At 71.7% G+C, this 26959-nt stretch carries 26 protein-coding genes and 1 pseudogene; 11 read left to right on the top strand and 16 right to left on the bottom strand.

The window, feature by feature from the left end; translation table 11 throughout:
- The 6 genes and pseudogenes from ACFWW9_RS22690 to ACFWW9_RS22665 form a co-directional block, all read right to left on the bottom strand.
- Nucleotides 1-214, bottom strand: a pseudogene (locus ACFWW9_RS22690) (hypothetical protein); the annotation flags it as partial.
- 64 nt (nt 215-278) lie between these two features.
- Entirely contained in the window at nt 279-2483 is a 2205-nt protein-coding gene (locus ACFWW9_RS22685; protein ID WP_390381198.1) for a SulP family inorganic anion transporter, read from the bottom strand.
- Nucleotides 2484-2617: 134 nt separating this feature from the next.
- Nucleotides 2618-3484, bottom strand: coding sequence for a dioxygenase (locus ACFWW9_RS22680; RefSeq protein WP_390381196.1), 867 nt, complete (start codon nt 3482-3484; stop codon nt 2618-2620).
- A 37-nt stretch (nt 3485-3521) separates the two neighbouring features.
- Nucleotides 3522-4304, bottom strand: a complete 783-nt coding sequence (locus tag ACFWW9_RS22675; protein ID WP_390381193.1) for a citryl-CoA lyase — start codon at nt 4302-4304, stop codon at nt 3522-3524.
- Nucleotides 4297-5463 (bottom strand): CaiB/BaiF CoA transferase family protein, encoded by a 1167-nt coding sequence (locus tag ACFWW9_RS22670; protein WP_390381190.1) that lies wholly within the window; start codon nt 5461-5463, stop codon nt 4297-4299. Before ACFWW9_RS22670 ends, ACFWW9_RS22675 begins: the two co-directional genes overlap by 8 nt.
- A 90-nt stretch (nt 5464-5553) precedes the next feature.
- On the bottom strand, nt 5554-6357 hold the full coding sequence (locus ACFWW9_RS22665; RefSeq protein ID WP_390381188.1) for an IclR family transcriptional regulator C-terminal domain-containing protein: 804 nt from the start codon (nt 6355-6357) through the stop codon (nt 5554-5556).
- 166 nt (nt 6358-6523) lie between these two features.
- Here ACFWW9_RS22665 and ACFWW9_RS22660 point away from each other — a divergent pair, with 166 nt between their 5' ends.
- Together ACFWW9_RS22660 and ACFWW9_RS22655 are read left to right on the top strand one after the other, a co-directional pair.
- Entirely contained in the window at nt 6524-7996 is a 1473-nt protein-coding gene (locus tag ACFWW9_RS22660; RefSeq protein ID WP_390381185.1) for an amidohydrolase family protein, read from the top strand.
- A 12-nt stretch (nt 7997-8008) separates the two neighbouring features.
- Nucleotides 8009-8581 carry an NADPH-dependent FMN reductase gene (locus ACFWW9_RS22655; RefSeq protein WP_390381182.1) on the top strand — a complete coding sequence of 191 codons (573 nt, stop codon included), beginning with the start codon at nt 8009-8011 and terminating at the stop codon, nt 8579-8581.
- On the opposite strand, the gene ACFWW9_RS22650 is transcribed toward ACFWW9_RS22655, so the two are convergent.
- The 3 genes from ACFWW9_RS22650 to ACFWW9_RS22640 are packed head-to-tail and all read right to left on the bottom strand — an operon-like array spanning nt 8578 to nt 11159.
- Nucleotides 8578-8928, bottom strand: a complete 351-nt coding sequence (locus ACFWW9_RS22650) for a VOC family protein (RefSeq protein ID WP_390381180.1) — start codon at nt 8926-8928, stop codon at nt 8578-8580. The two genes, ACFWW9_RS22655 and ACFWW9_RS22650, sit on opposite strands and share 4 nt — an antisense overlap.
- A gap of 33 nt (nt 8929-8961) precedes the next feature.
- Nucleotides 8962-10281, bottom strand: coding sequence for an APC family permease (locus tag ACFWW9_RS22645; RefSeq protein ID WP_390381177.1), 1320 nt, complete (start codon nt 10279-10281; stop codon nt 8962-8964).
- Entirely contained in the window at nt 10278-11159 is an 882-nt protein-coding gene (locus ACFWW9_RS22640) for a carbon-nitrogen hydrolase family protein (RefSeq protein WP_390381175.1), read from the bottom strand. The genes ACFWW9_RS22645 and ACFWW9_RS22640 overlap by 4 nt, the downstream gene beginning before the upstream one ends.
- Before the next feature lie 100 nt (nt 11160-11259).
- On the opposite strand from ACFWW9_RS22640, the gene ACFWW9_RS22635 reads away from it, so the two are divergent.
- From ACFWW9_RS22635 to ilvA, 4 genes are all read left to right on the top strand, one after another.
- Nucleotides 11260-11979 (top strand): FadR/GntR family transcriptional regulator, encoded by a 720-nt coding sequence (locus tag ACFWW9_RS22635; RefSeq protein ID WP_390381172.1) that lies wholly within the window; start codon nt 11260-11262, stop codon nt 11977-11979.
- 59 nt (nt 11980-12038) lie between these two features.
- On the top strand, nt 12039-12521 hold the full coding sequence (locus tag ACFWW9_RS22630) for a cupin domain-containing protein (protein WP_390381169.1): 483 nt from the start codon (nt 12039-12041) through the stop codon (nt 12519-12521).
- A gap of 4 nt (nt 12522-12525) precedes the next feature.
- Nucleotides 12526-12900, top strand: coding sequence for a nuclear transport factor 2 family protein (locus tag ACFWW9_RS22625; RefSeq protein ID WP_390381166.1), 375 nt, complete (start codon nt 12526-12528; stop codon nt 12898-12900).
- A 75-nt stretch (nt 12901-12975) separates the two neighbouring features.
- Nucleotides 12976-13995, top strand: a complete 1020-nt coding sequence (ilvA, locus tag ACFWW9_RS22620) for a threonine ammonia-lyase IlvA (RefSeq protein ID WP_390381163.1) — start codon at nt 12976-12978, stop codon at nt 13993-13995.
- Nucleotide 13996: 1 nt separating this feature from the next.
- Here the strand turns inward: ilvA and ACFWW9_RS22615 are convergent, their stop codons facing one another.
- Entirely contained in the window at nt 13997-14230 is a 234-nt protein-coding gene (locus ACFWW9_RS22615) for an RGCVC family protein (protein ID WP_390381160.1), read from the bottom strand.
- A 114-nt stretch (nt 14231-14344) separates the two neighbouring features.
- Nucleotides 14345-15007: a DUF2306 domain-containing protein gene (locus ACFWW9_RS22610; RefSeq protein WP_390381157.1), complete on the bottom strand. Its 663-nt coding sequence runs from the start codon at nt 15005-15007 to the stop codon at nt 14345-14347.
- Nucleotides 15008-15135: 128 nt separating this feature from the next.
- Here ACFWW9_RS22610 and ACFWW9_RS22605 point away from each other — a divergent pair, with 128 nt between their 5' ends.
- Nucleotides 15136-15966, top strand: a complete 831-nt coding sequence (locus ACFWW9_RS22605; RefSeq protein WP_390381153.1) for a helix-turn-helix domain-containing protein — start codon at nt 15136-15138, stop codon at nt 15964-15966.
- A gap of 70 nt (nt 15967-16036) precedes the next feature.
- Nucleotides 16037-16648: a dihydrofolate reductase family protein gene (locus ACFWW9_RS22600; protein ID WP_390381150.1), complete on the top strand. Its 612-nt coding sequence runs from the start codon at nt 16037-16039 to the stop codon at nt 16646-16648.
- Here ACFWW9_RS22600 and ACFWW9_RS22595 read toward each other — a convergent pair.
- From ACFWW9_RS22595 to ACFWW9_RS22585, 3 genes are read right to left on the bottom strand one after another with little or no spacing between them, the layout of a single operon-like run.
- The gene (locus ACFWW9_RS22595) at nt 16645-17307 is read right to left on the bottom strand and encodes a response regulator (RefSeq protein ID WP_390381147.1); all 663 of its coding nucleotides are present in this window, start codon (nt 17305-17307) and stop codon (nt 16645-16647) included. The genes ACFWW9_RS22600 and ACFWW9_RS22595 overlap by 4 nt on opposite strands.
- A complete protein-coding gene (locus ACFWW9_RS22590) occupies nt 17304-18437 on the bottom strand; it encodes a sensor histidine kinase (protein WP_390381144.1) in 1134 nt (377 codons plus the stop codon). The genes ACFWW9_RS22595 and ACFWW9_RS22590 overlap by 4 nt, the downstream gene beginning before the upstream one ends.
- A gap of 59 nt (nt 18438-18496) precedes the next feature.
- Nucleotides 18497-19024 carry a PadR family transcriptional regulator gene (locus ACFWW9_RS22585; protein ID WP_390381141.1) on the bottom strand — a complete coding sequence of 176 codons (528 nt, stop codon included), beginning with the start codon at nt 19022-19024 and terminating at the stop codon, nt 18497-18499.
- A gap of 41 nt (nt 19025-19065) precedes the next feature.
- On the opposite strand from ACFWW9_RS22585, the gene ACFWW9_RS22580 reads away from it, so the two are divergent.
- Entirely contained in the window at nt 19066-19440 is a 375-nt protein-coding gene (locus ACFWW9_RS22580; protein ID WP_390381138.1) for a nuclear transport factor 2 family protein, read from the top strand.
- Nucleotides 19441-19672: 232 nt separating this feature from the next.
- On the opposite strand, the gene ACFWW9_RS22575 is transcribed toward ACFWW9_RS22580, so the two are convergent.
- Nucleotides 19673-21844: a discoidin domain-containing protein gene (locus ACFWW9_RS22575; protein WP_390381135.1), complete on the bottom strand. Its 2172-nt coding sequence runs from the start codon at nt 21842-21844 to the stop codon at nt 19673-19675.
- A gap of 286 nt (nt 21845-22130) precedes the next feature.
- On the opposite strand from ACFWW9_RS22575, the gene ACFWW9_RS22570 reads away from it, so the two are divergent.
- Complete coding sequence (locus tag ACFWW9_RS22570) at nt 22131-23045, top strand: DUF1996 domain-containing protein (RefSeq protein ID WP_390381132.1); 915 nt, start codon at nt 22131-22133, stop codon at nt 23043-23045.
- A gap of 126 nt (nt 23046-23171) precedes the next feature.
- The gene (locus ACFWW9_RS22565) at nt 23172-25190 is read left to right on the top strand and encodes an ATP-dependent Clp protease ATP-binding subunit (protein WP_390381130.1); all 2019 of its coding nucleotides are present in this window, start codon (nt 23172-23174) and stop codon (nt 25188-25190) included.
- Nucleotides 25191-25200: 10 nt separating this feature from the next.
- Here ACFWW9_RS22565 and ACFWW9_RS22560 read toward each other — a convergent pair.
- Nucleotides 25201-26959, bottom strand: a 1759-nt coding sequence (locus ACFWW9_RS22560; protein ID WP_390381127.1) for a tetratricopeptide repeat protein, incomplete at its 5' end; no start/stop codon positions are given.

Genomic DNA, 26959 nt, shown 5'->3' with positions numbered 1-26959 from the left:
GCTTCGGTGTGGGTGGTGGGCGGGGTGTTCTGCGGGGCGGGGGGGGGCGGGGGGGGGCTAACCAGCCGTCCGCCCCCGCCCACGCCTCGACGGCGTACCCGTGCCCCCACGCCTGCGGCAGGAACAGGTAGCCGAGGTAGATCGTCCCGACCTCCAGGCGGATGTGGGGGTGCTCCTCCGTGTCGTACCGGTCGAACGTGACCGTGCCGATCATCGCTCCGCCGAGCTCGACCACGAAGGAGCCGGGCCGCAAGCTATCGCACGGCCGGGGAAGGCCCTCAGTGCAGCACGTCCACGCCCTCCGGCAGGTCGGCGAACGTGGTGCGGTCGCGGGTCAGCAGGGACAGGTGGGCCCCGCCGATGTCGAAGTACATGCCGAGCACCTTCAGCCGCCCCTCCGCCACGGCGTCGCGCACGACCGGCATCCGTTCCAGGGACGCGACCTGGACGGCGACGTTGACCATCGACAGCCGGTCGCCCTCGGAGGAGCCGCCCCCCGGATCGACGGCGTGGCCCGCCTCGAACGAGCGGACGCTGTCGACGCCCGCGCGCAGCCAACGCCCGACGGCGTCGTCGGTGTCGGCCGCCCCGTCGAGCAGCGCCCGCATCCCGCCGCAGCCGGAGTGGCCGCACACGACGATCGCGGGCACGCGCAGCACCTCCACGGCGTAGTGCACCGAGGCGCCCACACCGTCGTCGTCGCTGGGCGCGAGGTTGCCGACGTTGCGGACGGTGAACAGGTCGCCGGGGCCGCTGCTGGTCAGCACGTTGGGCACGATCCGGGAGTCCGCGCAGGTCAGGAACATCGCCTGCGGCTCCTGCCCGTCCGACAGGCCCTCGAAGACGTCGCGCAGCAGCGGCGCGGACCGCCGGTGGTACTCCCGGACGCCCGACACGACCTGGTCGCCGTGGCGTTGTGCGGGAACGGTCGTCTGCCACGACGACCACGGCGCGAACCAGCGCGGCAGCACCACGCCGGGACTGCGGCGCGGCATCCCGCCGCGGACGCCGGACACCTCGTCGACGTGCACCACGCCACCGGTCTTCTCGTGCTGGTCGCGCCACATCGCCAGGTGCTCGTAGGTGGCGTGGTCGAGGAAGTCGACGGCGAGTTCCACGGTCACCGGAGCGCCGTCGGGCACCTGGGACAGCACCCGCGACAGCCGCGGGATCGACAGGAAGCTCAGCGTGCCCTCGACCACCACGGTCCAGCGGCCCGCGGGCGTGTGCGACACCCGCAGCTTCGCCCACACGACCCGGCGCAGCATCAGCAGCACCGACAGGGCGAAGCCGATCAGCACGCCCATCAGCAGGTCGAGGAACACCACGCACGCCACGGTCGTGAGGTAGACGACCAGCTCGGACTGGCGGCGGGCCGCGCGCACGTCGTTGGCCTTCACCAGCTTGACGCCGACGTAGACCAGCAGGCCCGCGAGCGCCGCCATCGGCACCTGCTCGATCAGCGCCACCAGCAGCAGCGAGAACAGCAGCACCCACACGCCGTGCAGGACCGCCGACGCCCTGGTGCGCGCGCCCGCGGCGACGTTCGTGGAGCTGCGGACGATGACGCCGGTGACCGGCAGCCCGCCGAGCATCCCGGACACGGCGTTGGCCGCGCCCTGGCCGACGAGTTCGCGGTCGAGGTCGGCCGCCCTGCCGCGGTCCTTGAGCTTGTCCACCGCGACGGCGGACAGCAGGCTCTCGACGCTGGCGATCACGGTCATGGTGAACACCGCGAGCGCGATGGCGGCCCACTGGCCGCTGGGGAGTTCGGGCAGGTGCACGGAGTCGAGCAGCGAGCCGGGCAGGTCCACCCTGGCCACGTCCCACGACAGCGCCCATGCCGTCGTCGTGGCCCCGACGATCGCGACCAGCGGCGCGGGCACCACCCGCACCCGCTTGGGCAGCAGCGGCCACACCAGCAGCACCGCGAGCACGAACAGGCCGACCACGGCGTCGCCGGTGTGCAGGCCGAGCAGCTGGGCCGGGAGCTGGGTGATGTTCTCCCACGCCCCGGTGCCGGGCGCTCCGCCGAGCAGCACGTGCAGCTGGGCGAGCGCGATCGTGACGCCGATGCCCGCGAGCATCCCGTGCACGACGGCGGGCGAGATGGCCAGCGCCACGCGGGCGACCCGGCTCAGGCCGAGCACGACCTGGATCAGGCCCGCGGCGACGGTGATGGCGCAGGTGACCGCCCAGCCGAACTCGTGGACGAAGCCCGCCACGATGATGGTCAGGCCAGCGGCGGGGCCGCTGACCTGGAGCGGTGCGCCGCCGAGGAGACCGGCGACGACACCGCCCACCACGGCGGCGATCAGGCCCGCCGTGACGGGCGCGTCGGACGCGACCGCGATGCCGAGCGACAGCGGCATCGCGACCAGGAACACGACCAGCGACGCCGACAGGTCGTAGCGCAGGTCTTCTCTCGCCCACCGGCCTAAACCGTGGCGGCGGGTCTTCAGGGGCACGTCGCGTGGTTCCAAGTGGGTCCTCCGGGAGAACAGCGGTGGCCGTGACGGCACAACGCTGGGCCGTAAGGCGGAGTCAGCTCCACCTCCGGAGCACCAAACGGGCTAAATGTCCGTTTGGTTCCCACCGTGCGTGTTCGTGCGATTGCTCACAGTTCCCGAACCGGCTGGAGCACGAAGTCGTAGCGGGCCGTCAGGAACGGCGTCGACGACTCCCCGCCGTCCGGCGTCGGCCCCGGCTCGTGCGCGGCGAACCCGACGACCAGCTCGGACTTCACCCCGAACACGACGTCGGTGTCCAGGTACTCCGCGCCCTCCTGGAACAGGTGCGTGATCAGCCGTTCGTGGCCGGGCACGTCGATCAGGAAGTGGACGTGCGCGGGCCGGTAGTAGGAGATGTCGGTGCGCCCGATGAGGTCGCCGACCGGGCCGTCCATCGGGATCGCGTACCCCAGGGGCGCGATCGTGCGGACGCAGTACGAGCCGTCCTCCGCGGTCGTGTACTTCGCCCGCAGCCGGGCCTCGTCCACGTCGAGCTGCGACTCGTACGCGCCGTCGCCGTCGGCCTGCCACACGTCGAGCACCGCGCCCGCGATCGGCTTGCCGTCCAGGTCGCGCACGACGCCGTGGACGTAGAGCGGCTCGCCCGGCAGCCCGTCGGACATGTCCGCGCCGAACCCCAGGTGCGGCGAGTCGTCGATGTGGAACGGCCCGAGCACGGTCGCGGGTGTCGCCTCGGCCTCGAAGCGGTGGTTCATCTGCACGACGAGCATGGACAGGCCCAGCACGTCGGAGGCGAGGATGAACTCCTCGCGCTTGGCGTCGCTGATGTCGCCGGTCGCCTGGAGCCAGCGGATCGCGTTGGCCCACTCGGCCTCGGTGAGGCGGACCTCGCGGGCGAAGTCGTGCAGGTGGCGCACGAGCGAGGTCATGACCTCGGCCAGCCGCGGGTCGTGGGCGGTGGCCCACCGCTGCTGGGCGAGTTCGGTGATGGTGTCCTCGGTCACCGGAGGCATCGACGGCTCCTTGGCTGTTCGGTGTGGTGGTGGGTGGTCACGGACGGGGCGGCGCCGGGCGGGCCGCCCGGTCGACCGACAGGAAGATGTCGTTGGCGACAGGATCGCGCAACTCCTCGGCGAGCTGCCCGATGAGCCCGGCGGTGCGGGCCAGCAGGGCGAACCCGCGCAGGAGTTCCAGCGGCAGCCCGAGGTCGGCCAGGGCCGCGCCGCACACGCCCGCGCCGTTGAGCGGCAGGGTCTTGCCGAGCACCTGCGGGTGGACCCGGCCGATGGCGGCGAACAACGAGAGGTGCGGCCCGAACAGGCCCTCCTCGGTGGCGATGGCCATCAGCCGGGGCGTGCGCGGGTCGCCGTCCTTGTGCACGTGGTGGCCGAGGCCGGGGATGAACGCCTTCGCCTCGCGCCGCGCCCGGACGGTGGCCAGCGCGAGCGCGTCCCACCCGGCGTCGTCGGTCGGCGGGGACTCCACGTCGGCCAGCACGTCGTGCAGGAACCGGCCGCAGTCCTCGGTCACGCCGAGGAACCGCGAGCCGCCGCCGAGCAGGCCCGCCGCGAGCGCGCCCTGGATCGAGTCCGGGGCGGACAGGTAGGTCAGCCGGGTGACGATGGCGGTCGGGGTGAAGCCGTGGTCCGCGAGCGCCGCGAGCACGGCCTCGAACACCCGGACCTCGCCCGCGCTCGGCCGCCGCTGCGTGGCCAGCCAGAACGCCAGCTCACCGAAGCCGACCTTGCCCATCACGTCGTCGGCCAGGTTCTGGCCGAGCAGGGTGATCGTGGTCCGGTCGGACGCGCCGAGCGCGGTCGGGTAGTCAGCCATCCTGCTCCTCCGTGAGCCATTTCCGCAGTTCCACGCCGTGCTCGTCGAGGTCGGGCGGCGGCAGGTCGTAGACGGCCGGGGTCGCGGAGAACCGGATCGGGTGCCGGGTCGTGGGCACGGCGCGCGCGCCTTCGCCGACCGTGACGACGGGGTCGAGGCCGAAGCGGTCGGCCATCGCGAACCCGCCGTCGATGGTGCCGATGGGCGCGCACGGCACGCCGACCTCGACCAGGGCGTCGAACCACTCGACCGCGCCACGGGTGGCGAGCCGCTCGACCAGGATCGGCCGCAGCTCCTCGCGGTTGGCCGTGCGGTCGGTGTTGCGGGCGAACCGGGGGTCCTCGGCGACCTCAGGGACGCCGAGCACGGCGCAGAGCCTGCGGAACTGGCCGTCGTTGGCGGCGGCCACGATCAGGTTGTCGTCCGCGGTCGGCAGCGGCTCGTACGGGAAGACGCTCGGGTGCGCGTTGCCCATCCGCAGCGGCACGACCCCGCCCGCCACGTACGCGGAGCTGTGGTTGACCAGGCCGGTCAGCGCCGACGACAGCAGGTTGACCTCGACGTGCTGGCCCTCGCCGGTCGCGTCGCGGTGCCGCAGCGCGGCCAGGATGCCGATCACGGCGTGGTTGCCCGCCATCACGTCGAACACCGAGATCCCGGCGCGCATCGGCGGCCCGTCCGGCTCGCCGGTGAGGCTCATCAGCCCGGACATCGCCTGCACCATCAGGTCGTAGCCCGGCACGGCCGCGCCCGCGCCGGACCCGAACCCGCTGATGGAGGCGTACACGACACCGGGGTTGACCGCGCGGACGTCGGCGTAGCCGAGGCCGAACTTGGCCATGCCGCCCGCCTTGAAGTTCTCGATCACGACGTCCGCGCGGCCCGCCAGCTCGCGGGCCAGCAGCACGTCCGCCTCGTCGCCGAGGTCCAGCGCAACGGACCGCTTCCCGCGGTTCACGCCGAGGTAGTAGGTCGACACGTCGTCGCGCACGGGCGGCATCCAGGTGCGGGTCTCGTCGCCGCTCGGCGACTCCACCTTCACCACGGTCGCGCCCAGGTCCGCCAGCAGCATCGTGGCGTACGGCCCGGCCAGCACGCGGGAGAAGTCGGCGACGAGCACACCGGACAGCGGTCCGGTCGCGGTCTTCGGTTCAGCCATCACAACCCTCTGCTGTCCGCCTGACGGACAAGTGTCCGCCCTCGCCAGCATTCGCGCGGACGCCGGGCAAGTCAAGGGGGCGGAGCGGGGCTACGCGGGCCTGATCTCGGCCTGCGGACGGGCCTCCACCAGCGCCCAGTCGGCCGAGACGTCCCCCGCCGCGCGCAGCAGCAGTGGCAGGTACTCGCCAGTCAGGACATCCACCGACGTCTCGGCGGCGTGCACGGTCACGTTCATCGCCGCCCGCACCGCGCCGGTGCCGTCGCGCACCGGCACGGCCACCGACCGCACGCCGGGGGCCAGCTCCTCGTCCGCCAGCGCCCAGCCCCTGGCCCGGACCACGGCCAGCTCGTCCTCCAGCCGGGCGGCGTCGAGCGGCACGACCGGCAGGCCCGACCGGCTCGGTTCCGCCAGCACGGCCTCGCGCGTGGACCGGTCCAGCGCGGCGAGCAGGACCTTGCCCTGAGAGGTCCGCGCCGCCGGGAAGCGGGTCCCGACGGCCACCCTCAGCGCGATGATCTTCGGCACGGCCACGCGGGCGATGTAGACGATGTCGGAGCCGTCGAGCTGCGACATCGACGACGACTCCCCGGTCCGGCGGACCAGGTCCTCCAGGTGGGGGCGGGCGACGTCCCACATCCCGAGCGCGCCGACGTAGGCCATGCCCAGCCGCAGCACCCGAGGGGTGAGGGTGAAGGTCGTGCCGTCCGCGCGGACGTACCCGAGTTCCTGGAGCGTCAGCAGCAGCCTGCGGACGGTCGGCCGGGCCAGCCCCGCCGCCGTCGCGACCTCGGTCAACGTCATCCGCGGGTGGTGCTCGTCGAAGCAGCACAGCACGTCCAGCCCACGGGCGAGCGCCTCGACGAAGTCGGGCCCCGTGCCACGTCCAGCCACCCGGACCTCCCCGTCCTCGCTGATGCGTGATGGTCGCACAACGACCCCACCGTAACCCTTGACAGGCCAGGGAACACGAACGACAGTAGCGACGCGACCGTACAGCGGACAGTTGTCCGCCAGTCGATCAGCAGGTCAGTCGAGGCACTACAGCAAGGTGACCGGCATGAACCCTGATGAGGTCCGGGCGGCCAACGGCGGCCGCCCGATCGTCTTCCGCAACGCCACGGTGCTCACGATGGACGGCCAGGGCATCCTCGAGAACGGCGACGTCCTGGTGGTCGGCGAGGACATCGCCGAGGTGGGCCGGGCCCTCGCGGTACCGGACGGGACGCTGGAGGTGGACGCCACCGGCGGCATCCTGATGCCGGGCATGGTCGACACCCACCGCCACATGTGGCAGACCGCGCTCCGCGGCCTCGGCGCCGACTGGACGCTCTCGCAGTACTTCGTCTTCTACTACCTCTCGTGGGGCAAGGTGTTCCGCCCCCAGGACATCCGCGCGGGCAACCTCCTGTCCGCCGTCGAGGCGCTCGACGCGGGCGTGACGACCACCGTCGACTGGTCGCACGGCCTCCAGACCGTCGAGCACGGCGAGGCCGCGCTCGACGCGCTGCGCACCTCCCCCGGCCGGTTCGTCCTGGCCTACGGCAACCTGCTCGGCGCGCCCTGGGAGTGGACGAACAGCGCCGACTTCCGCTCGTTCGTCGCCCGCGAGTTCGGCTCCCAGTCGCACGACGACCTGGTGCGCCTCCAGCTCGCCTTCGACGTCACCGGCGACCCGGCGTTCCCGGAGAAGGCCGCCTTCGAGGCCGCCCGCGAACTGGGCCTGCCGGTGACCACCCACGCGGGCGTGTGGGGGGCCACCACCGACGAGAGCATCCGGCTGATGTGGGACGGCGGGTTCATGACGCCGACCACCACCTACGTGCACGCGTCCTCCCTCGGCCAGGACTCCTACCACCGCATCGCCGCCAGCGGCGGCTCGGTGTCGGTGGCCGCCGAGAGCGAGCTGAACGCGGGCCAGGGCCACCCGCCGACGTGGCAGCTCCGCAAGCACGGCATCCCCGTGTCGCTGTCGATGGACACCAGCGTGTGGATGAGCGGCGACCTGTTCTCCGCCATGCGCGCCACCCTGTCCGCCGACCGCGGCCGCGAGCACGTCGAGGCCCATCTCGGCGGCGACACCGTGGTGCACAACAGGTTGCGCGCCGAGGAGGTCGCGCACTGGGCCACGATCGGCGGCGCGAAGGTGCTCGGCCTCGACGACCGGATCGGCTCGATCACCGTCGGCAAGAAGGCCGACCTGGTGCTGCTGAAGAACGACCGCTCGCCCGCGATGTACCCGATCCTGCACCCGTACGGCACCGTCGTGTTCCAGGCGGGCCGCGGCGACGTGCACACCGTGCTGGTCAACGGCCGGGTCGTGAAGCACGAGCACGACCTCGTCGGCGTCGACCTGTCCGCGGCCAAGCACGCCGTGGCGAACACCGTCGAGCACGCCCGCGCGGAACTGGGCGAGGAGGCGTGGCGCGAGAGCGTGACGCCCGAACTCGCGACCACCGAACGGATCCCCAACCCCTACACGTACACGGAGTACGAAGGGGCCGAGACGGGCCACCGCGCCCAGCAGGACTAGAGCGGAGTCCCCTTGTCCGACCTGAAGGTCCTGGCGATCTCGGGCAGCCTGCGCGGCGCCTCGCACAACACGGCGCTGCTGCGGGCTGCCCGAGACCACTCCCCCGACGGCGTCACCGTCGAGCTGTACGGGGGCTTGGCCGCCGTCCCGCACTACAACGGCGACCTGGACGACGACCACCACCTGCCCGCCGCCGCTCTGGACCTGCGCACGCGCGTCCACGCGGCCGACGGCCTCCTCATCGCCACCCCGGAGTACAACCACTCCGTGCCCGGCGTGCTGAAGAACGCGCTCGACTGGGCCTCCCGCCCGAAGGGCGCGTCGGCCTTGGAGCACAAGGACATCGCGATCATCGGCGCGTCCACCGGCAACTTCGGCACCGCCCGCGCCCAACTGGCCCTGCGCCAGGTGCTCGCGGCGACGCACAGCCACGTCCTGACCGGCCCGGAGGTGCTGGTGTTCACCGCACACCAGCGCTTCGACGAAACAGGCACCCTCCACGACCCCGTCACGATCGCCCTGCTCCGCGAAACCCTGGAAGCCCTGCGCACCCAGATCCTCAGCCGCCGGGCACCGGTGCGCTAGTCGGCGTGGGCCACGACGTTCACCACGACGCCGTGCGGGTCGCGGACGAAGAACCGCCGCACGCCCCACGGTTCCGTGGTGAGCGGGTGGACGATCTCGTACCCCCGGCGCAGGGCGTCCGCGTAGGCGGCCTCCACGTCGTGCACGTGGACGCTCATCGCCGACTGCTCGGGCGCGGAGGCGTCGCCGGACACGAGGCTCACCTGCGCGCCAGGGTGGGTCGGCGAGCGGAAGCTGGCGATCCACCCCATGTCGAACTCCTTCTTGAGCCCGAGGAACTCCTCGTAGAACTCGTGTCCCGTGGACGCGTCGTCGACGTTGAGGTTCGGCACGATGCGGTGGGTCATGGCGGCACTCCCGTGGTCGCTGGGACCCCTGTTCTACTCCTCGAACGCCATCTCCGGCGGTGCCGCGCGGAAGCCTCGGGTCAGCACGGCGAGGTAGACGACGCCGAGGCCGAGCCACACCAGGCCGAGGGTGAGGGCGATGCCGTCGAGGTTGGTCAGCAGCCACACGTCCACGACCGCGCCGATCGCCGGGAACACCAGGCCGGTCAGCACGGGTCCGCGTTCGCGCAGGTACAGGGCGATCACGCTCAGGTTGACGAACGTGAACGCGGTGAACGCGCCGAAGTTGATGAACGACGTCGAGGTGCTCACGTCGAGCGTCAGCGCCACCAGTCCCACGATGCCGACCAGACCGATGCCGAACGCGGGCGTCCGCAACCTCGGGTGCAGGTAGGCGAACACCTTCTTCGGCAGCACGCCGTCGCGGCCCATCGCGTACATCAGCCGGGACGCCCCCGCCTGCGCGGCGATGCCGGACGCGAACTGGGCCACCACGAGCCCGGCCAGGAAGACCGAGCCGAACAGGTTGCCGCCGATGGTCTTCGCGATCTCGAACGCGGCCGACGAGGAGTCGTCGAAGGCGCTGCCGGGGTGCACGAGCTGCGTGGCGTAGGCGAGCAGCACGAAGATCGCGCCGCCGATCAGCGCGGTCAGCAGGATCGCCCGCGGGATGGTCTTGCGCGGGTCCTTCGTCTCCTCGGTCAACGTCGTCACGGCGTCGAACCCGAGGAACGCGTACGCGGCCAGCGCGGCGCCCGCGGAGATCGTGCCGAACGTGGCCCCGGCGGGGAAGAACGGGGTCGAGCTGACCAGGCTGCCGCCGTCGGCCACGACCTGGCGCAGCGACAGCGCGAAGAAGAACGCGATCACCAAGACCTGGAACACCATCAGCAGGAAGTTCGCGCGGGCGGCGACCTGGATGCCCAGCACGTTGAGGACGGTGGTCAGCAGGATGAAGCCGACGAGCCACAGCCAGCTCGGCACACCGGGGAACTGGGCGTTGAGGTAGGCCGCGCCGATCAGCCAGATCACCATGGGCAGGAAGAAGTAGTCGAGCAGGACGGCCCACCCGACCAGGAAGCCGACGCGCGAGTCGATCGCCCTGCGCACGTAGGTGTACGCCGAGCCCGCGACCGGGAACCGGGCCGCCATCCGGCCGTAGCTGACCGCGGTGAACAGCATCGCGACCAGCGCCAGCAGGTACGCCGTCGGCACCGCGCCGCCGGTGGACTCGGCGACGATGCCGAAGGTGCCCAGGACGATCAGCGGGGTCATGTACGCGAGTCCGAACAGGACTACCCCGCGCAACCCCAGCCGGGGGGCCAAACCCGTGGACTGCTCGACGTCGGTCATCCCGCGCCACCTCCTCGCGGCCGCCAGCGGCCGGGGTCGATCCGCCCCTGGTACAGGGGAAGTTCCAACGGGGCGTCGCCGTCGGCGAACTGCTCCCACATCCGGTTGAGGCCCGCGGTCCCCCGCTCGCGGACCCGCGCCACCTCGCCCAGGTCCAGCGTCGGCGCGAGCACGGCGGGCTCGGCGTCGGCGACCTCCAGCAGGACCCGGCCCTCCGGGTCCACGACGAGGCTCTGCCCGACGCCGACCGGCGCGGCGGCGTTGAGGCTCACCACGAACACCTGGTTCACGATCGCGTTGGCGCGCGCCAGGACCAACTCCTGCTCGCGGTCCGCGGTCGTGGTCTGCACCGGGTTGAGGACCAGGTCCGCGCCCATCCACGCCAGGTGCCTGGCGACCTCGGGGAACCAGGCGTCGTAGCAGATGGACAGTCCGACCCGGCCCGCGTCGGGCACGTCGAACACCACGAACCGGTCGCCGGGGTCGTACGGCTCGTACGGCCGCCACGGGAAGACCTTGCGGTAGCTCGCGACCAGCTCGCCGTCCGGGGAGTACACGACGGCGGTGTTGAACAGCTCGCCGTTCGGGCCGAGTTCGCACACGCTGCCGGGCGCGAGCCACACGCCCATGTCGCCCGCCAGCTCGGCCAAGGCCGCGGACCGCTTGCCCGGCAACGGTTCCGCGGCGGCCCGCAGCCGCTCGTCGCGTTCGGACCGCGTGCCCGTCACGCCGCAGAGGTGCAGTTCGGGGAACGCCAGCAGCCCGGTGTCCGGGTGTTCCGCCAGCAGCGCCTCGACGTCGGCCGCGAACGCGCTCACGGGCCGGTCGGCGGGCAGCGGCGACTCCTGGACCAGGGTCATCGGCAAGGGCTGCGGCACGGTGTCCCCTCTCGTCGGCGCGGTGGTCGAAAAATAGTCCACCTTGAACAGATAAACAAGAGTGCTCACTTTGACCACTTTTGTCCGGTACGGTGACCGCATGGCTGGCACGGACGCCGGGCTCACCGCCCCGGCACTCACCGGCATCCGCAGGCTGTCCGCGTTGGACACCGTGCGCGCCCGCATCGCGCTGGCCGTCGAACTCGGCCTGCTCGCGCCGGGCGAACGCCTGCCGCACAACGCCGAGATCGCCAAGGCGCTGGACGTCGGCGAGATCACCGTGCGCCGGGCGCTGGTGTCGCTGTGCGAGGACGGCGTCCTCGACCGCCGCCGGGGCCGGACCGGCGGCACGCTCGTCGCCACCGAGCCCGCGACCGGCCGCGTCCGCGAGATCGCCGCGTACACCGGGGCGACCGCCGAGGTCGGCGCGCTGATCGACCACCGGCTCGCGCTGGAGTGCGGTCTCGCGCACCTGGCCGCGCTGCGCCGCCCGGCAGCCGCCGTCGCCGAGCTGCGCGACCTCGTCGAACGGATGGACGCCGCCGCCGGCTGGGCGGAGTTCCACGACCTGGACGCCCGCTTCCACCTGGCCGTCGCGCGGGCGAGCGGCGTGCCGTCGACCGAGCGCTACGGCGAGGCGCTGCGGGACCTGTACCGCTTCTTCCTGCCGTACCCGATCGACTACCTGCGCGGCTCCAACCGCGAGCACCGCGACCTCGTGCGGGCGGTCGAGAACAGCGACCCGGTCGCCGCCGTCGAGGTCACGTGCCTGCACGTGGAGGCGCTGCGGCACACGATGCTCACCCGCCCACCCCGGTAATACCGTCCCGCTCAGCGGGACCAGACCGTGGAAACTGGGACGGTTCTCGCCATACTCGGATGATCATCGGCGCGCTTCCGGAGGTCATCGTGGACGAGAAGGTGCTGGAACCCGGCGACGGCGAGGACGTCGGCGCGATCGGGCTGGGGATCCTGGTGAAGCTCACCGGGGCCGACACCGGCGGCGCGTACTCGCTGTTCGAGTACGTCGTCCCGCCGGGTCTGGGCGGGCCACCCACGCACGTCCACAGCCGCGAGGACGAGCTGTTCACCTGCGTGGCGGGCAAGGTCGTCGTGGAGCTCGACGGCGTGGAGCACGTGCTGGGCACGGGATCGGTGCTGCGGATGCCGCGCGGCGTCCCGCACATGTTCCACAACCCGTTCGACGAGGAGACCCGGATCGTCGCCGTGGTCTCGCCGCCCGGCCTGGAGGACTACTACCGCGACCTCAGCGCCCTCCCGCCCGGCCCGCGCGACATGGCCAAGGTCGCCGAGGTGATGACCCGCCACGGGCTGTCGCTCGCTCCCCGAGAGCGGGCGTGACGCCGTGATCACCACCGACGAGGCCGAAGCCATGGTGCACACCATGTGCGCCGCCGCCGACGCCCACGACGCCACCGCGTTCGCCTCCTACTTCAGCGAGGACGCCTACTTCCGCTTCGGCAACGGCGACCCGCTGACCGGTCGCGCCGCCGTCGCCGAGGCGACCGCGGCCACGGTCTCCGCGACCTACCCGATCCGCCACCGGGTCGACCAGATCGCCGTGGTGGGGAGGCAGCTGTTCTGCCGGTTCACCATCCAGGCGACCACCCCCGACGGCGAGGTCCTCGACCTGCCGTGCGTGACGGTGATCGGCATGGAGGACGGACTGATCGTCGACTACCGCGTCCACATGGACATCTCCCCCGCGCTGATCGGCTAGCGGGAACAGGGGTCGCTAGGGGTCGTCGGGCCGGGGTCGAGCGCTGATGCTGGAGCCGAACCCCGGAGGTGGCCCGTGACCCGCAGTCCCACGCTCGCGCCCCGGCTCGGCCTCGCCGAGCTGCGGATCGGCGCGGCCAAGGTGGACGAGGCCGCGCGGCAGCTGTTCGGCGTCGTGACGCGCACGCCGGTGCAGCACAACGCCCGCCTGTCGGCGAAGACGCCGGGGCAGGTGTGGGTGAAGCGCGAGGACATGCAGCCGGTGCGGTCGTACAAGCTGCGCGGCGCGTACCGGCTGCTGGCGTCGTTGGAGGACGTCGAGAGCGGCGTGGTGTGCGCCAGCGCGGGCAACCACGCGCAGGGCGTGGCGTACGCGTGCGCGGCGCTCGGGGTGCGCGGGACGGTGTACCTGCCGGGCGCGACGCCGGAGCAGAAGCGGGCGCGGATCGCGGCCATCGGCGGCGAGTGGATCACCGTCGCCATCGCCGGCGACACCTATGACGACGCCCAGGCCGCCGCGGCCCGGCACGCCCGCACGACCGGCGCGGTGGTGGTGCCCGCGTTCGACGACCTGCGCACGCTGGTCGGCCAGGGCACGGTCGCCGTGGAGATCCTGGCCCAGCTGGGCCGGGTGCCGGATCGGATCGTGGTGCCCGTCGGCGGCGGTGGCCTGCTGGCGGGCATGGCGACGTGGTTGCGCGCCCGGCACAGCGAGGTCGAGCTGATCGGCGTGGAACCGGCCGGCGCGGCGAGCATGGCGGCCGCGCTCGCCGCCGGGCGCCCGGTGGACCTGCCGCTGCTGGACACGTTCGTGGACGGGGCCGCGGTGCGCCGGGTCGGGGACCTGACGTTCCCGATCGTGCGGGACAGCGGCGCCCGGCTGGTGTCGGTGCCCACGCCCGCGGTGTGCGCGGAGATGCTGGACCTGTACCAGGTGGACGGGATCATCGCCGAGCCCGCGGGGGCGTTGGCGACCAGCGCGATCGGCCGCGTGCTCGACGGCGACATGGGCGGGTTGACCGTGTGCGTGGTGTCCGGCGGCAACAACGACGTGACCCGCTACCCCGAGGTGATGGAGCGGGCCCGGCTCGACTAGCTCACTTCTCCAGGTAGCCCTTGCTGGAGTTGCTGTAGGTCATGCCGCTCGACACACCCGAGCACAGGCACTTGCGGAGGTTGCCGCTCGCGCCCATCGCCGTGCAGAAGCGCAGCGAGATCGGGTCGTGGTCGGCCTTGAGGTGGGGGCACACGTCGCACGTGGCGGCGGTGTCGGGTTCGGAGGGGTTCGCGTGCACGTCGGCCGTCGGCATCTGCCCGGTCCTCTGCGTCATCGTTCCTGGTCCGGCGACCCGGTCGGAGACGCGGGCGCGGAAGGGTCGCGATCCCGGCGGACCGGGGGTGGGGCGACGTGCTCACGGTACCCGGTCGCGACCCGAACCCGCTCCTCACGCCGTGGCGCGGGCGGAAACCCGCGCCCTCGTCGGCTCGCGGCGGATCAGCCACTCGGCCACGCCCACGTTGATCACCCACCCCGCGGCCATCAGCATCGCCCTGGTGAACTCGCCCGGCGCCACCCCGGCGAACACCCACGGCAGGTGCGTGAACACCTGGGTCCCCGCGCCCAGGCCGATGGCGTAGCCGCGGATCATCCACGCGCGGTGCCGGTGGAAGTCCCGCTGCCGGATCGCGACGAAGCCGAGGACGATCGAGGCGGCCATCGCCGTGCCGAACACCAGCCGGAACGCCGTGAGCAGCGGCCCGTCGCCGGGCGGCTGGGGGTAGGCGACGCTCATCCAGAGCCCCGTCAGGGCCGCGACGAGACCGGTCGGGGCCAGCACCCGGCCCGCGATCCGGTGCCACGTCCGGTGTCTGCGGCGAATGCCCGGCGCGAACTGGAAAGCACCCACGAGGCAGAACACCGTGACGCTGACGATGTGCAGCACGATCGGCAGCGGCATGGCGAAGAACCGCTCGTTGGCGGGGGTGATCTCCGCGCCGCGCGCCAGCTCGGTGAGCCGCACCGCGCCCGCGGCCGCGGGGACGAAGGTCAGCAGGATCAGGGAGGTGGGCACGAGCCAGTCGGCCCTGGTGGTGGTCCGCGTCGTCATGCTCCAAGCCTGGCTGGATCGGTGGCGGATTCCATCGGGCGGACGACCGGCCGCCCGATGTCCCCCGGTACTACCCGCGCCTCGTACTTTCGGTGTCACGGAGGTCCGCGACCGGCCACACTGGACCCGTGGACTACGTCGGCCAGGTGCCCGCCCCGCCGCTCGACCGGTTCATCGACGACGTGTACTGCCTTTCCGGGGTGCCGGGCCACCGACTGATGACCGTCCCGCCGATGCCGTCGACCCACCTGTTCCTCAACCTCGGCGACCCGGTTCGGCTGCGGGACCCGGCCTCGTCGGCACCGCCCGCGGTGTTCGCCGACGGCTGGTTCATGGGCCTGTGGACCAGGCGGTTCCTCGTCGAGTTCCCCGCGCGGGTGCGGCTCGTGGGCGTGCACTTCAAGCCGTGGGGGATGTCGCCGTTCGTCGACGTGCCCGCGTCCGACCTGCGGGACGCGTGGGCGCCGGTCGACACCGTCTGGCGGCGGTCGGTGGACCGGATTCGCGAGCAGGTCGGTGCCAGCCCCTCGGCGGCCGGGGCGTTGCGGGTGCTGGAGGCGGAACTGCGCTCCCGACTCGCCGCCGTGCCACCGCGCGGGCTCGACCTCGTCCGGCACACGGGCACGCGGTTGGCGACGTCGCACGGCGCGGTCCCGGTCGGCGCGCTGACCGAGGCCGCCGGGGTGGGCGCCACCCACCTGGCGACGACGTTCAAGGCCCACGTCGGGGTCACCCCGAAGCGGGTGGCGCGGATCTACCGCTTCGCGCGGCTGATCCTGTCCGCGGACGGTCTCGGCCCGGTCGACTGGTCCGCGCTCGCCCACCAGGCGGGCTACTTCGACCAGGCCCACCTCGCCAACGAGTTCAAGGACTTCACCGGCCGCACCCCGACGGAGTTCCTGGCCGTGCGGCGGCGCTTCCCCGACGGGCCGTCGTTCCCGCCGATCCCCGCCGAGTGATTTTCTCCAAGCGCGACCGCGCGAGGGGGGACAGGATCGGGGCGAACGCGCGAGAGTCGAGGAGGGCCCCGTGGGCAAGGTGATCATGCACAACGTGATGTCGGTGGACGGCTTCATCGCCGACGGGAAGGACGACGTCGGCCCGCTGCACGAGTGGTACTTCAGCGGCGACGTCCCGATCACCGGGCAGGACGACCAGGGGTACGACCACTCCGGCACCGACAGCGCCTTCCGGGTCTCGCGGGCCTCGGCGGAGTACGTCCGGTCTACGTGGGCGTCGATCGGCACGATCATCATGGGCCGCACGCTGTTCGACCTGGTCAACGGCTGGGAGGGCCGCCCGCCCGCGGGCGACCACGTGGTCGTGGTGTCCCACCGGCCCAAGCCCGAGGGCTGGCACCCCGAGGCGTCGTACCACTTCGTCGACGACGTGGCGGCGGCGGTGGCCAAGGCGAAGGAGCTGGCCGGGGACCGGACCGTCGCGGTGAACGCGGGCGACGTGGGCGGCCAGATCCTGTCGGCAGGCCTGGTCGACGAGGTCGCGATGGACGTGGTGCCGGTGGTGTTCGGCTCGGGCAAGCGGTACTTCGGCGGCGTCGACGGCCGGATCCTGTTGGAGGGACCGCACCTGGTGATCCAGGGCGAAGGGGTGCTGCACCTGAGGTTCGGGGTGCGCCGCTAGCGGCCGCGGCCCGCGCGCACGCGGTTCGTCTCGTACGCCCACATGGCGATCTCGACCCGGTTGCGGGCCCCCAGCTTCGTCATCAGGCTGGCCACGTGGGACTTCACCGTGCTCAGGGTGATGTGCAGCTCGTCGGCGATCTCGTTGTTCGTCCGTCCACTCGCGACGGTGAGCAGCACCTGCTCCTCCCGGTCCGTCAACGGGTCCACGGGCTGCGCGGTCGGCGGGCCGCCGTGCGCGAAGGCGGTGAGGAGGCGGGCGGTGATGCTCGGGGCGATCAGGGCCTCGCCGTCGGCCGCGGCGTGCACGGCCTGGGAGAGCAGCGCCGGGCCCGCGTCCTTGAGCAGGAACCCGCGAGCACCCGCGCGCAGGGCCGCGTACACGTAGTCGTCCAGGTCGAACGTCGTGATCACGACCACGGCCAGCGGATCGGCGACCTCCGGCCCGGCCAGCAGGCGGGTGGCCTCGATGCCGTCCAGGCCCGGCATCCGGATGTCGAACAGGCACACGTCCGGGCGCAGGCGCCTGGCCAACTCCACGGCCCGCTGCCCGTTCGCCGCCTCGCCGACGACCTCGATGCCGGGTTGGGTGTTGAGGATCATCGTCAGGCCGGTGCGGACGATCTCCTGGTCGTCGGCGACGACCACGCGGATGGTCACGCCGTGGCCCCGGAGCGCGGGAGGACGGCGGTGACGGTCCAGCCCCTCCCCTCGTTCGGACCCGCCTCGCAGGTGCCGCCGAGGAGGTCGGCGCGTTCGATCATGCCGATGAGGCCGTAGCCGGCTTCCCGGCGGATCGGGGCGGTGTCGCCGTCGTCGGTCACGCGGAGCCGGACGGAGGTGGCGTCGGCGGCCACGCGGACCTCGATCCGGGTCGCGTGCCGGGCGTGGCGGCGGGCGTTCGTGACCGACTCCTGGGCCAGGCGGAAGATCGCGGAGTCGACGGACGGGGACAGGTCGCCGACGTCGCCGACCACGCCCACGTCCACCGGTGGACCCGAGCGGGCGCGGCCCGCGAGTTGGTCGAGGTCGGCGACGCCGGGGGTGGGAGTCCGGTCGGCGGGGAGGTCCTTGCGCAGGACCCGGACCATGGTGCGCATCTCGGCGAGGGCGGTCGACGCCTCCGACTCGATGAGCGCCAGCGCCTCGGTCGCCGCCTCGGGGTGGGTCGGGGCCATCGCCAGGCCCGCTTGGGCGCGGATGGCGATGGCCGAGACGTGGTGGGCCACGGTGTCGTGGAGGTCGCGGGCGAGGCGCTCCCGTTCGACGAGTTTGGCCTGGTCCAGCATCCTCGTGCGAGCGCCTGCCCGGTAGCGGATCGTCGCGCCGAGGGTGAGGGCGGAGAACGTGACCGAGAGCCCGGCGATGGCGTTGGTCGGGGTCGCGTGGCCCGCGGCCGTGGAGACCCCGGTCTGGATGAAGATCACGGCCAAGCCGGTGAGGGCCTCCTGGCCGGAACCCCAGCGGGCCAAGGCGTACACGAGGAGGAGCAGGTACGCCATCGTGCCCGACTCGGGTGGGTGGCCGTCGGTGAAGAACGGGGCCAGGCCCGTTGTGGCCATTGCGATCACGAGCATGGCCAGTGGGGCGGTTCTGCGCCAGAGCAGGGTGGGGACGAGGGCCACGCCGATCGCGACGGTGAGGACGCGGTAGGGCAGGTCCGGGCGGAGGAAACCTTCGAGGACAGCGAGCGGGACCAGTGAGCCGAGCAGCGCCCAGTCTCGCCAGACGCGGTGGGGTGCGTTCGGCGGGCGGGGTTCGACTCGGAGTGAGCGGGGCAGGTCCAGCACGGTGTCGATGCTACGAGACGTGGTGGGCGGGCGGATCGGGCAAAAGGTGGTCGGGGCTGTCAGTCAGAAGTACGACCGGCCACGGTGGTTCTCGCCTCGGCGATCCAGGTCAGGTCGGCCTCGGCGCGGTTGATGGCGAAGTGGGCGGTGAGGGCGCGGATCGAGCCCTCCGCCTCCGGGGTGAGGAGGTTGCGGCAGAAGGCGAGGGTGCGGTGGACCTCCTGCTCCCAGCGGTCGAGTTGGGCGAGGAGGTGTTCGGGGGTGCTGTGGTGGCCGAAGTAGAGCTGGATCTGGAGGGGTTGCCTGCCCTGTTCGGTGACGGTGTCGAACGTGTCGAGCCAGGTGCGGAAGGCTTGTTCGCCCTCCTTGGTGGCGGTGTAGACGTGTTTGTCCGGGGTGCCTGTTTGGGGGATGTGTTCGACGGTGGCGTGGCCTTGGGCTACGAGCTTGGGGAGTTCGGCGTAGATGTGGGAGCGGGTGATGGGCCAGAAGTAGGCGACCGCTTGGGAGGCTCGGGCCCCTAGCTCGTAGCCGGATGCGGGGCCGTCCAGGAGAAGGCCGAGAACGAGGTTGCCACCGGTGGACATGGGGCGAGTATAGTCCAGAGTTGACTAGTGAGGAGTTGACTATGGATCAGCAGGACGCGGTGAAGCAGTACGCCCATGCTTGGGGGTTGGTCGGGGAGGACTCGATCCGGGCGGCACTGGTGGAGTGCTGGGCGGAGGACGGGTCCTACGTTGATCCGACTACCGATCCGGTGGTGGGGGCTGACGGGTTGGCTCGGCATATTGCGGGGTTTCAGGAGCAGTTTCCTGGGGCTTCGTTGGCGCCCACTAGTGGACTGGACGGGCATCACCTGGTGGGGCGGTTCAGTTGGGTGATGTCGTCGCCCTCGCCGATCGTGGTGGACGAGGTTCCGTTGGGGCATTCGATTCCTGGGCAGGACTTCGTGGAGTTTGGGGAGGATGGGAAGATTCGGCGGATCGTGGGGTTCTTTGGCTAGGTGGGATCCCTTCACCCCGCTCGCGCAATTATTTCAACACCCGTTTTGTCTTGTCAAGGCGGGAAAGATGCCTTGACAAGACAAAACGGGTGTGAAGGCGCTTCGGATCGGGGTGCAGGGAGGGGACTGCTCAGGCGGTGGGTTGGTTGCGTGCGTCCGCTTTCGTTGGGAGCAAAGCAAACGACCGTGCGGCCAGGATTGTCCTGATCGCACGGTCGCTTGGGGAGTGCTTCTAGCGGCGGTAGATGCCGAATTCGTACAGGGCGTAGCCCCAGGCGGTGCCGCGTTGGGTTGCGTTTACTCGGACGTAGCGTGCTGTCGTGGTGACGTCTACGTCGTCTGCTCCGCCGTCACCTGTGGTGGTGGCGAAGAGTTGGCGCCAGTTGTTGCCGTCGTCCGAGGCCTGGATTTCGTAGGCCTTGCCGTAGGCGGCTTCCCAGATGAGTTGTACGTGGTTGAACGTGGTGGGCTGGCCCAGGTCCACGCGGATCCACTGCGGGTCCGACCAGTCGCTGGCCCACCTGGTGGTGTTGTTGCCGTCCGTCGCGCGCTCGGGCGGGTACGGGGCTCCGTCGCCGACCTGCTGGTAGGACGATGCGGTGGTGGGTTTGCCCTGGGCGATGTTGGTGCCCTGTACCGGTGGTGGGACTACGCGGAAGGACTTGGTTTCGATGCCGATGTTGCCCTTGCCGTCCCGTGCGTACAGGTAGACCTTCCAGACGCCGAGCATTTGTGGTGCTGTGACGGTGAACGGGCCGTTGCCGGTGAACGCGGCCGAGATGATGCCGCCCGCGCCGTTGATGTACTTGCTGTTCAAGCCGATCGTGTAGCTGATCGGGTCGTTGTTCGGGTCGGTGACGTTGGCCGACAGGGTGAACGTGCCGCCTGCGGGGACGTCCGTCGTGCGGCTGAGGGTCATGTTGGTGATGACCGGCGGCGTGTTGGTCGCTGCCTGGCCGCCGTACATCTGGCGGACCGCGTAGTACGACAGGCGCTTCTCGCCGTTGGGGATGAGGTTGAACCAGACGCCGCCGAAGTCGCCCTCGGTGCCGTAGTGGAACAGGGTCGCGCCCAAGGCCACGCCGGTGTGGCCGGTGATGCAGTTCCAGGCGCGGGTGTAGCCGTCGCGCTTCTGGACGTCCGTGGGTTCGGTCGCGACGCCGTTCGCGTCGTTCGGGACCTCCCACTCGCCTGCCGGGCCGCCCTCGGTGACGATGTACGGCTTCGTGTAGCCGCCGTTGATCCAGTCCTGCTTGACGTTGCACACGGCGTTGTAGGCGTTCACCGAGTACAGGTCCAGATCAGGGGCGTTCGCCTTCAGGTACGGCCACGCGCCGGTCCACGCGTCGGTGTTGGTGACCGGGTGGTTGGCGTCGATGGCGTGGATGGCGCGCGCGGCGTCGTTGACGAAACGGGCGTAGGCGTTGCGCTGGTTCTCCAGCTCGGCGCCGGAGAAGCAGTTCTGCATGCCGAGGATGGACTCGTTGCCGACGTTCCACATCAGCACGCCCTGGTGGCCCTTGTACTCCGTGACCCAGCGCTGGATCTCCGAGAGCATCGTGGACTTGTAGGTCGCGTCGGTGACGTAGTTGACGCACCCGCCGCTGCCGGGGCCGCCGCCGGGTTGCAGCCAGAAGCCCGCGACGACCTTGATCCCGTTCGCGGCGGCGGCGTCGAACAGCGCCTTGCTGGTGCCGTCCGTGCCCCACGTGCGGATCGTGTTCGCGCCCATCGCCTTCACGTCGGGCATCCGGGCCGCGGCCTCGGAGACCGGCGGGCCCCAGGTCAGGCCCTTGACGACGTACGGGTTGCCGTCGACGGAGAGCTGCCAGTTGCCCTGCGTGCCGACGACCTTGGTGATGCCGGGGCCGCCGCCGGGGTTGCCGGTTCCGCCGCCGGGCGTGCCGCTGACCTGGAACTCCCACAGCGAGTAGCCGTAGCCGCCGACGCGCTGGGTGCCGTACATGCGCACGTAGCGGCCGGTGCCGTTCACGGCGAGGGTCTGGTTGCCGCCCGCGCCGGTCGTGGTGCTGTAGATCGTGCGCCAGGTGGAGGCGTTGTCGGAGACCTCGATGCGGAACGCCGTGGCGTAGGCCGCCTCCCAGCGGAGCACGACCTCGCTGATCGTCGCGGTGGAGCCGAGGTCGACCTGGAGCCACTGCGGGTCGGCGAACACGCTGCCCCAGCGGGTGCCGGGATCACCGTCGACGGCGGCGGACGCGGGCGTGCCCGCCCCCTCGCTCGACGACGCCGTCACGGGTTTGCCCTGGGAGAGCAGGGTCGCGGCCTGGGCCGGGTTCGCCGTGACCACGAGGAAGCCCAGGAACAGGGCGACCAGCGCGGCCAGTGCTACTGGACGGGTTCGCCTGCGCTGCGGGGACGCGTCGGGCGGGTGGGTGCGCATGCCATCTCCTACCTCGGTGGGGACCGCACCGGATCGAGCGGCTCCTACCCGAGCGGACGGGCAGCAGTGGGAGAGCGCTCTCCGGTGGAACCCGAGTGTTACGACTGGATGTCGACGCTGTCAAGCACGCGACCTGCGAAATTGCCATTCAGGACGCCAAATGGTCGACCAAGAGGCCCTTGACAGCTGATGAGCTGGGTCACATCCTACGGGAGAGCGCTCTCCAAGATGAGTGCTCTGGCTCGTGCCGCGATCCGGCGGCGCTCCTCTCCCTGCTGGAGGATCCGTGATCCGCAAGCTCGCCCTACTCACGGCCGCCGCACTCGCCGCGGCCACCCTCACCACGGCCGGGTCGGCCGCACAGGCCGACGAACTCGTGACGCACCACGAGTTCCAGACGAACTGCTCGGTCACCAAACGAGCGCCCGACGACCCGATCGTCTTCCCCAACCTCCCGGGGGCGTCCCACGACCACTCGTTCGTCGGGAACAACACGGTCAACGCGAGCACGACGCTCAACTCGCTGAACGCCGCGGGCGCGTACAACACGTCGTGCGTCAACCCGGACGACCTGTCCGCCTACTGGTTCCCGACGGTCTTCAAGAACAACCAGGCCGTCCTGCCGATCGGCAAGCAGGTCATCTACTACAAGACCGGCATCCTCAAGTACCAGGACGTCCGGCCGTTCCCGCCGGGCCTGCGGTACGTGGTCGGCAGCCCGTCCGCGACCCAGGAGGAGTTCCGCACCGCTCCCGGCGCCATCGAGGGCTGGGAGTGCGGCAACAGCTCGCACAACTGGGACTTCCCGGCCAACTGCATGGTCGGCAGCCAGGCCAACATCCGCTACCAGGCCCCGAGCTGCTGGAACGGCCGCGACCTCGACACCGCCGACCACAAGAGCCACATGGCGTACCCGGTGAACGGCGTCTGCCCGGCCAGCCACCCGAACCCCGTGCCGATGCTGGAGTTCAAGATCGCCTTCCCGGTGGACGGCGACATGTCGACGGTCCGACTGGCCAGCGGACGCGGCTACACCTGGCACTACGACTTCTTCAACGCGTGGGACGTCCCCACGCTGGCCGCGCTGGTCAGCCACTGCATCAACGGCGGCCTCCAGTGCGACCCGAAGGGCTTCGACCAGTACAAGCCCAACCGCGGTCAGGCCCTCGGCAACAACTACCGCTTGCCCGGTAGGCCGTAGGTCCGTTGTGGACGGTCGATGGCCGGTGGGTCTCCCCCACCGGCCATCGGCCACGACGGTGGCGGTCCACGCCGGGGAAGCGGAGTATCGGGGTAGGCAACCCGATCACCGAGCAGAGGCGGACCCATGGCGGACGACCGGTTCGACTTCGGCGCAGGCCCGCTGGACGACCTGATCGGCAGGCTGTTCGGCGGCCTGGGCGGCGAGAGCCGGTCCGGATCGGCGACGCGGCGGACCGACCACTTCGGCCGCGACCTGACCGCCGCGGCCAGGGACGGGAAGCTCGACCCCGTGGTCGGCCGCGACGACGTGATCGACGAGGTCCTCGAGGTGCTGTCGCGGCGCACCAAGAACAACCCGGTGCTGATGGGCGACCCCGGCGTCGGCAAGACGGCCATCGTGGAGGGCATCGCCCAGCGGATGGCCAGCGGCGACGTGCCCGCCACCCTGGAGGGCAGGCGGCTGATCACGCTGGACCTGGCCGGGATGGTGGCCGGGTCGAAGTACCGCGGCGAGTTCGAGGAACGCCTCCAGGGCGTGATCGACGAGGTGTCGGCGGCCAACCGGATGGTGGTGCTGTTCCTCGACGAGCTGCACACGCTGGTCGGCGCGGGCAGCGCCGAGGGCGCGCCGATGGACGCCGCGAACATGCTGAAGCCCGCGTTGAGCAGCGGCAGGCTCCAGGTCATCGGCGCGACGACGGTCGAGGACTACCGGCGGCACATCGCGAAGGACCCCGCGCTGGAGCGGCGGTTCCAGCCCATCCTGGTGGCCGAGCCGTCGCGCGAGGAGGCCATCGCCATCCTGCACGGCCTGCGCGGCCGCTACGAGAGCCACCACGGCGTCCGCGTCACGGACGAGGCACTGGTCGCGGCCGTGGAGCTGTCCACCCGGTACATCGCCGACCGCTTCCTGCCCGACAAGGCCATCGACCTGGTCGACCGCGCCGGGGCGCGGGTCCGGCTGCGGGAGAAGTCCGCCGCGCCCGACCCGTTCACCCTGGAACGCCGGGTGGACCAGCTCGAACGGGACCTCGCCGCCGCCCAGGACGACCCGGCCCGCGTCCTCTACCTGGAGGACGAGCTGGCCCGCGCCACGGAGGACCTGACGACCGCGCGCGCCGCGATGGCCGACGCGCCGAGCGTGGACGCGGACGACGTCGCCGAGGTGGTGTCCCGCAGCACCGGCATCCCGGTCTCCCGGCTCACCGAGGCCGAGCGGCACCGCCTGCTGCACCTGGAGGAGCACCTGCACGAGCGGATCGTCGGGCAGGACGAGGCCGTGGAGGCCGTCGCCGACGCCGTCCGGCAGGGCCGCGCGGGCCTCAAGCACCCGGACCGCCCGATCGGCTCGTTCCTCTTCCTCGGGCCCACGGGCGTGGGCAAGACCGAGGTCGCGCGGGCGCTCGCGGAAGCCCTGTTCGGCTCGCGCGACCGGCTGATCCGGTTCGACATGAGCGAGTTCTCCCAGCAGCACACCGTGACCCGGCTGACCGGCGCTCCCCCCGGTTACGTCGGCTACGACGACGCGGGCCAGCTCACCGGCGCGGTCCGGCGGACCCCGTACTCGGTGCTGCTGCTCGACGAGATCGAGAAGGCGCACCCGGACGTCTTCAACACCCTGCTCCAGGTGCTGGACGCGGGCCGCCTCACCGACGCGCAGGGCAGGACCGCGAACTTCGCCAACACCGCAATCATCATGACCAGCAACATCGGCGCGGAGCAACTGCTGGCCGCCGCCACGTCCGGCCGGTCGGCTGAGGACCTGCGCGAGCCGCTGATGGCGACGATCCGCCGCTACTTCCGCCCGGAGTTCCTCAACCGGCTCGACGAGGTGATCCTGTTCCGCGGCCTGGACGCCGTGCAGCTGCGGCAGATCACCACGCTGCTGCTGGAGGACACCCGGCTCCGGCTGCGCGAGCAGGACATCACCATCGAGGTCGACGAGCAGGCGGTCGACTGGCTGGCAGCCCGCGGCTACGACCCCGAACACGGCGCACGCCCGTTGCGCCGCACCATCAGCCGTGAACTCGACCGCAGGCTGTCACGCGCACTGCTGGCGGGCGAGTTGCACAGCGGGCAACACGTCGCAGTGAGTGTCACGGACGGAGCGCCTACCCTGACCATGACAGACCGGCCAGGGTAGGCGCTTCGGGTCAGTCCTCCAGCGAGCGCAGCACGTCGCGGGCGAGGCCGGTGAAGGTCTCCTCCGCGCCGGGCGTGGCGAGCAGCAGCTCGCACAGCGGGCCGAGGATCGTGACCACACGGGTCTGCTGGGCCTGCACGGCGGTGATCATCCGGCTGGCGATCTGGTGCTTCACGTCCGGCCGGGTCTCCGGCACGACCCACGCCGTGGCGACGAGCGCGAGCCCGGCGGCGACCGTGACCCAGTCCTCCACGCCGTGCAGCAGGTCCACCAGGATCTCGCGGCGGGTCGAGGTCGCCCACGGCTCGTCCACGGCGTGGTGCGCGATGCCGAGGCACGCGGTGATCTGGACGGCCGTCAGCCACAGGTTGGGCGCGTGCCGGGCCATCAGGTCGCCCAGCTCGGTGTCCGGCGTGGTCGGCGGGTGGACCAGGACGCCGAGCAGGTCGGCGGGGTCGGCCGCCACGAGGCCGACCGTCGCGTCGTACAGCGCGGGCAGGCTCGGCCAGCGGAACGACGCGATCCGCCGCACGGCCTCGGCCACCACGGGCGACGGCGCGGGCACAGCGGGCCGCGCGACAGTGCCGTCGTAGGCCCACACCGCGTACTTCACCGGGGCGCAGGGCTCGCGCGGGTCGGGCTCCAGGACGGACTCGAACTCCACCGAGGCGGCCGGGAACGCCAGGTGCAGGGCCAGCACGGCGCTCGGCGGCTCCACGGCCGACACGCTCAGCGAGACCTCGAGGTCCGGCGCGGGCTCCCGCTGTTCGAGCACCTGCCGGAGGGTGTTCGTGGTGGCCTCGGACTGGTCGGGCGCGCAGCCCAGCACGGACCGGTCCCAGCTCACCGAAGCCAGCGCGTCGGCCGCGTACGGCAGGTCGGACTCCACGAGCGCGAGCAGGTGCCGCACGTCGCCGTCGATCCGGTAGCGGATGGCGTGCCCCGTGGGCCCGGCCTTCGGGTGCGCCGGATCGGCCGCGAGCGCCCGCTCGGCCCAGTCCAGCCCCTCCTCCAGCTTCCCCTGCCCCACCAGCAGGTCCGCGATGTCGATGTGCAGGCTCAGGTCGTCCGGCAGCCGCTCGGCCTCGGCCTGCCACACCGCGGCGGCCTCGTCGATCCGCCCGGCCGACCGCAGCGCGTACCCGGTCATCACGGTGGCCTCGTGGCTGGGCTGAACCTCGAACGAGTGCCCGGCCCAGGCGATGGCCTCGTCGTGCGCGCCGAGCCGACGGGCGAGCGTCGACCCGCACCACAGCAGCATCGCGTGGTCGTGGTGCACCTCGACGGCCCGGCGCAGGAGGTCGAGCATCGGCAGCAGCGGCTCGCGCTCGTCCTCGTCGACCGGGTCGGGCAGCCTGCCCGCGAGGTGCACCACGGCGGACGCGACGACCTCGGGCGTGACCAGGATGGGGAGGTCGTCGCGGCGCAGCCACGCGACGTCCAGCCACGGCCGGGTCGGCTCGTGCGCGGCCACGGTCACCAGCAGCCGCAGCGCCTCGTCCCACTGCCCGGCTGCCGCGCACAGGTGCGCGTGGCCCGCCACCGTGCCGCTGAACGGGTTGTCGAGGTCGAACAGCGCCGACGCCTGCTCCGGACCACCGGCGCGAGCGGCGAGTTCGCTCAGCGCCTCGTACGTCTCGACGAACGCCGGGTCGCGCGCCAGCGCGTCGGCCAGGTGCCGGGCCGCGTGCGGCAGGTCGCCGTCCGCGAGCACGAGCCGCGCCACGGCGACCTCGCCCTCGGCTTCGAGCCGCTCCCCGGAACAGCGC

Source organism: Umezawaea sp. NPDC059074 (genome assembly GCF_042738955.1).
In the GTDB taxonomy this organism is placed as follows: domain Bacteria; phylum Actinomycetota; class Actinomycetes; order Mycobacteriales; family Pseudonocardiaceae; genus Umezawaea.
Note: the sequence above shows the minus strand (reverse complement) of the source record. Positions and strands in the feature narration are given on the sequence as shown.

What these genes read in the sequence shown, in the direction of transcription:
- ACFWW9_RS22575 (WP_390381135.1), bottom strand. Translation starts at nt 21,844, where the DNA reads ATGCGCACCCACCCGCCCGACGCGTCCCCGCAGCGCAGGCGAACCCGT.
- ACFWW9_RS22630 (WP_390381169.1), top strand. Translation starts at nt 12,039, where the DNA reads ATGATCATCGGCGCGCTTCCGGAGGTCATCGTGGACGAGAAGGTGCTG.
- ACFWW9_RS22565 (WP_390381130.1), top strand. Translation starts at nt 23,172, where the DNA reads ATGGCGGACGACCGGTTCGACTTCGGCGCAGGCCCGCTGGACGACCTG.
- ACFWW9_RS22680 (WP_390381196.1), bottom strand. Translation starts at nt 3,484, where the DNA reads ATGCCTCCGGTGACCGAGGACACCATCACCGAACTCGCCCAGCAGCGG.
- ACFWW9_RS22645 (WP_390381177.1), bottom strand. Translation starts at nt 10,281, where the DNA reads ATGACCGACGTCGAGCAGTCCACGGGTTTGGCCCCCCGGCTGGGGTTG.
- ACFWW9_RS22585 (WP_390381141.1), bottom strand. Translation starts at nt 19,024, where the DNA reads ATGTCCACCGGTGGCAACCTCGTTCTCGGCCTTCTCCTGGACGGCCCC.
- ACFWW9_RS22650 (WP_390381180.1), bottom strand. Translation starts at nt 8,928, where the DNA reads ATGACCCACCGCATCGTGCCGAACCTCAACGTCGACGACGCGTCCACG.
- ACFWW9_RS22660 (WP_390381185.1), top strand. Translation starts at nt 6,524, where the DNA reads ATGAACCCTGATGAGGTCCGGGCGGCCAACGGCGGCCGCCCGATCGTC.
- ACFWW9_RS22675 (WP_390381193.1), bottom strand. Translation starts at nt 4,304, where the DNA reads ATGGCTGACTACCCGACCGCGCTCGGCGCGTCCGACCGGACCACGATC.
- ACFWW9_RS22580 (WP_390381138.1), top strand. Translation starts at nt 19,066, where the DNA reads ATGGATCAGCAGGACGCGGTGAAGCAGTACGCCCATGCTTGGGGGTTG.
- ACFWW9_RS22635 (WP_390381172.1), top strand. Translation starts at nt 11,260, where the DNA reads ATGGCTGGCACGGACGCCGGGCTCACCGCCCCGGCACTCACCGGCATC.
- ACFWW9_RS22670 (WP_390381190.1), bottom strand. Translation starts at nt 5,463, where the DNA reads ATGGCTGAACCGAAGACCGCGACCGGACCGCTGTCCGGTGTGCTCGTC.
- ACFWW9_RS22615 (WP_390381160.1), bottom strand. Translation starts at nt 14,230, where the DNA reads ATGACGCAGAGGACCGGGCAGATGCCGACGGCCGACGTGCACGCGAAC.
- ACFWW9_RS22610 (WP_390381157.1), bottom strand. Translation starts at nt 15,007, where the DNA reads ATGACGACGCGGACCACCACCAGGGCCGACTGGCTCGTGCCCACCTCC.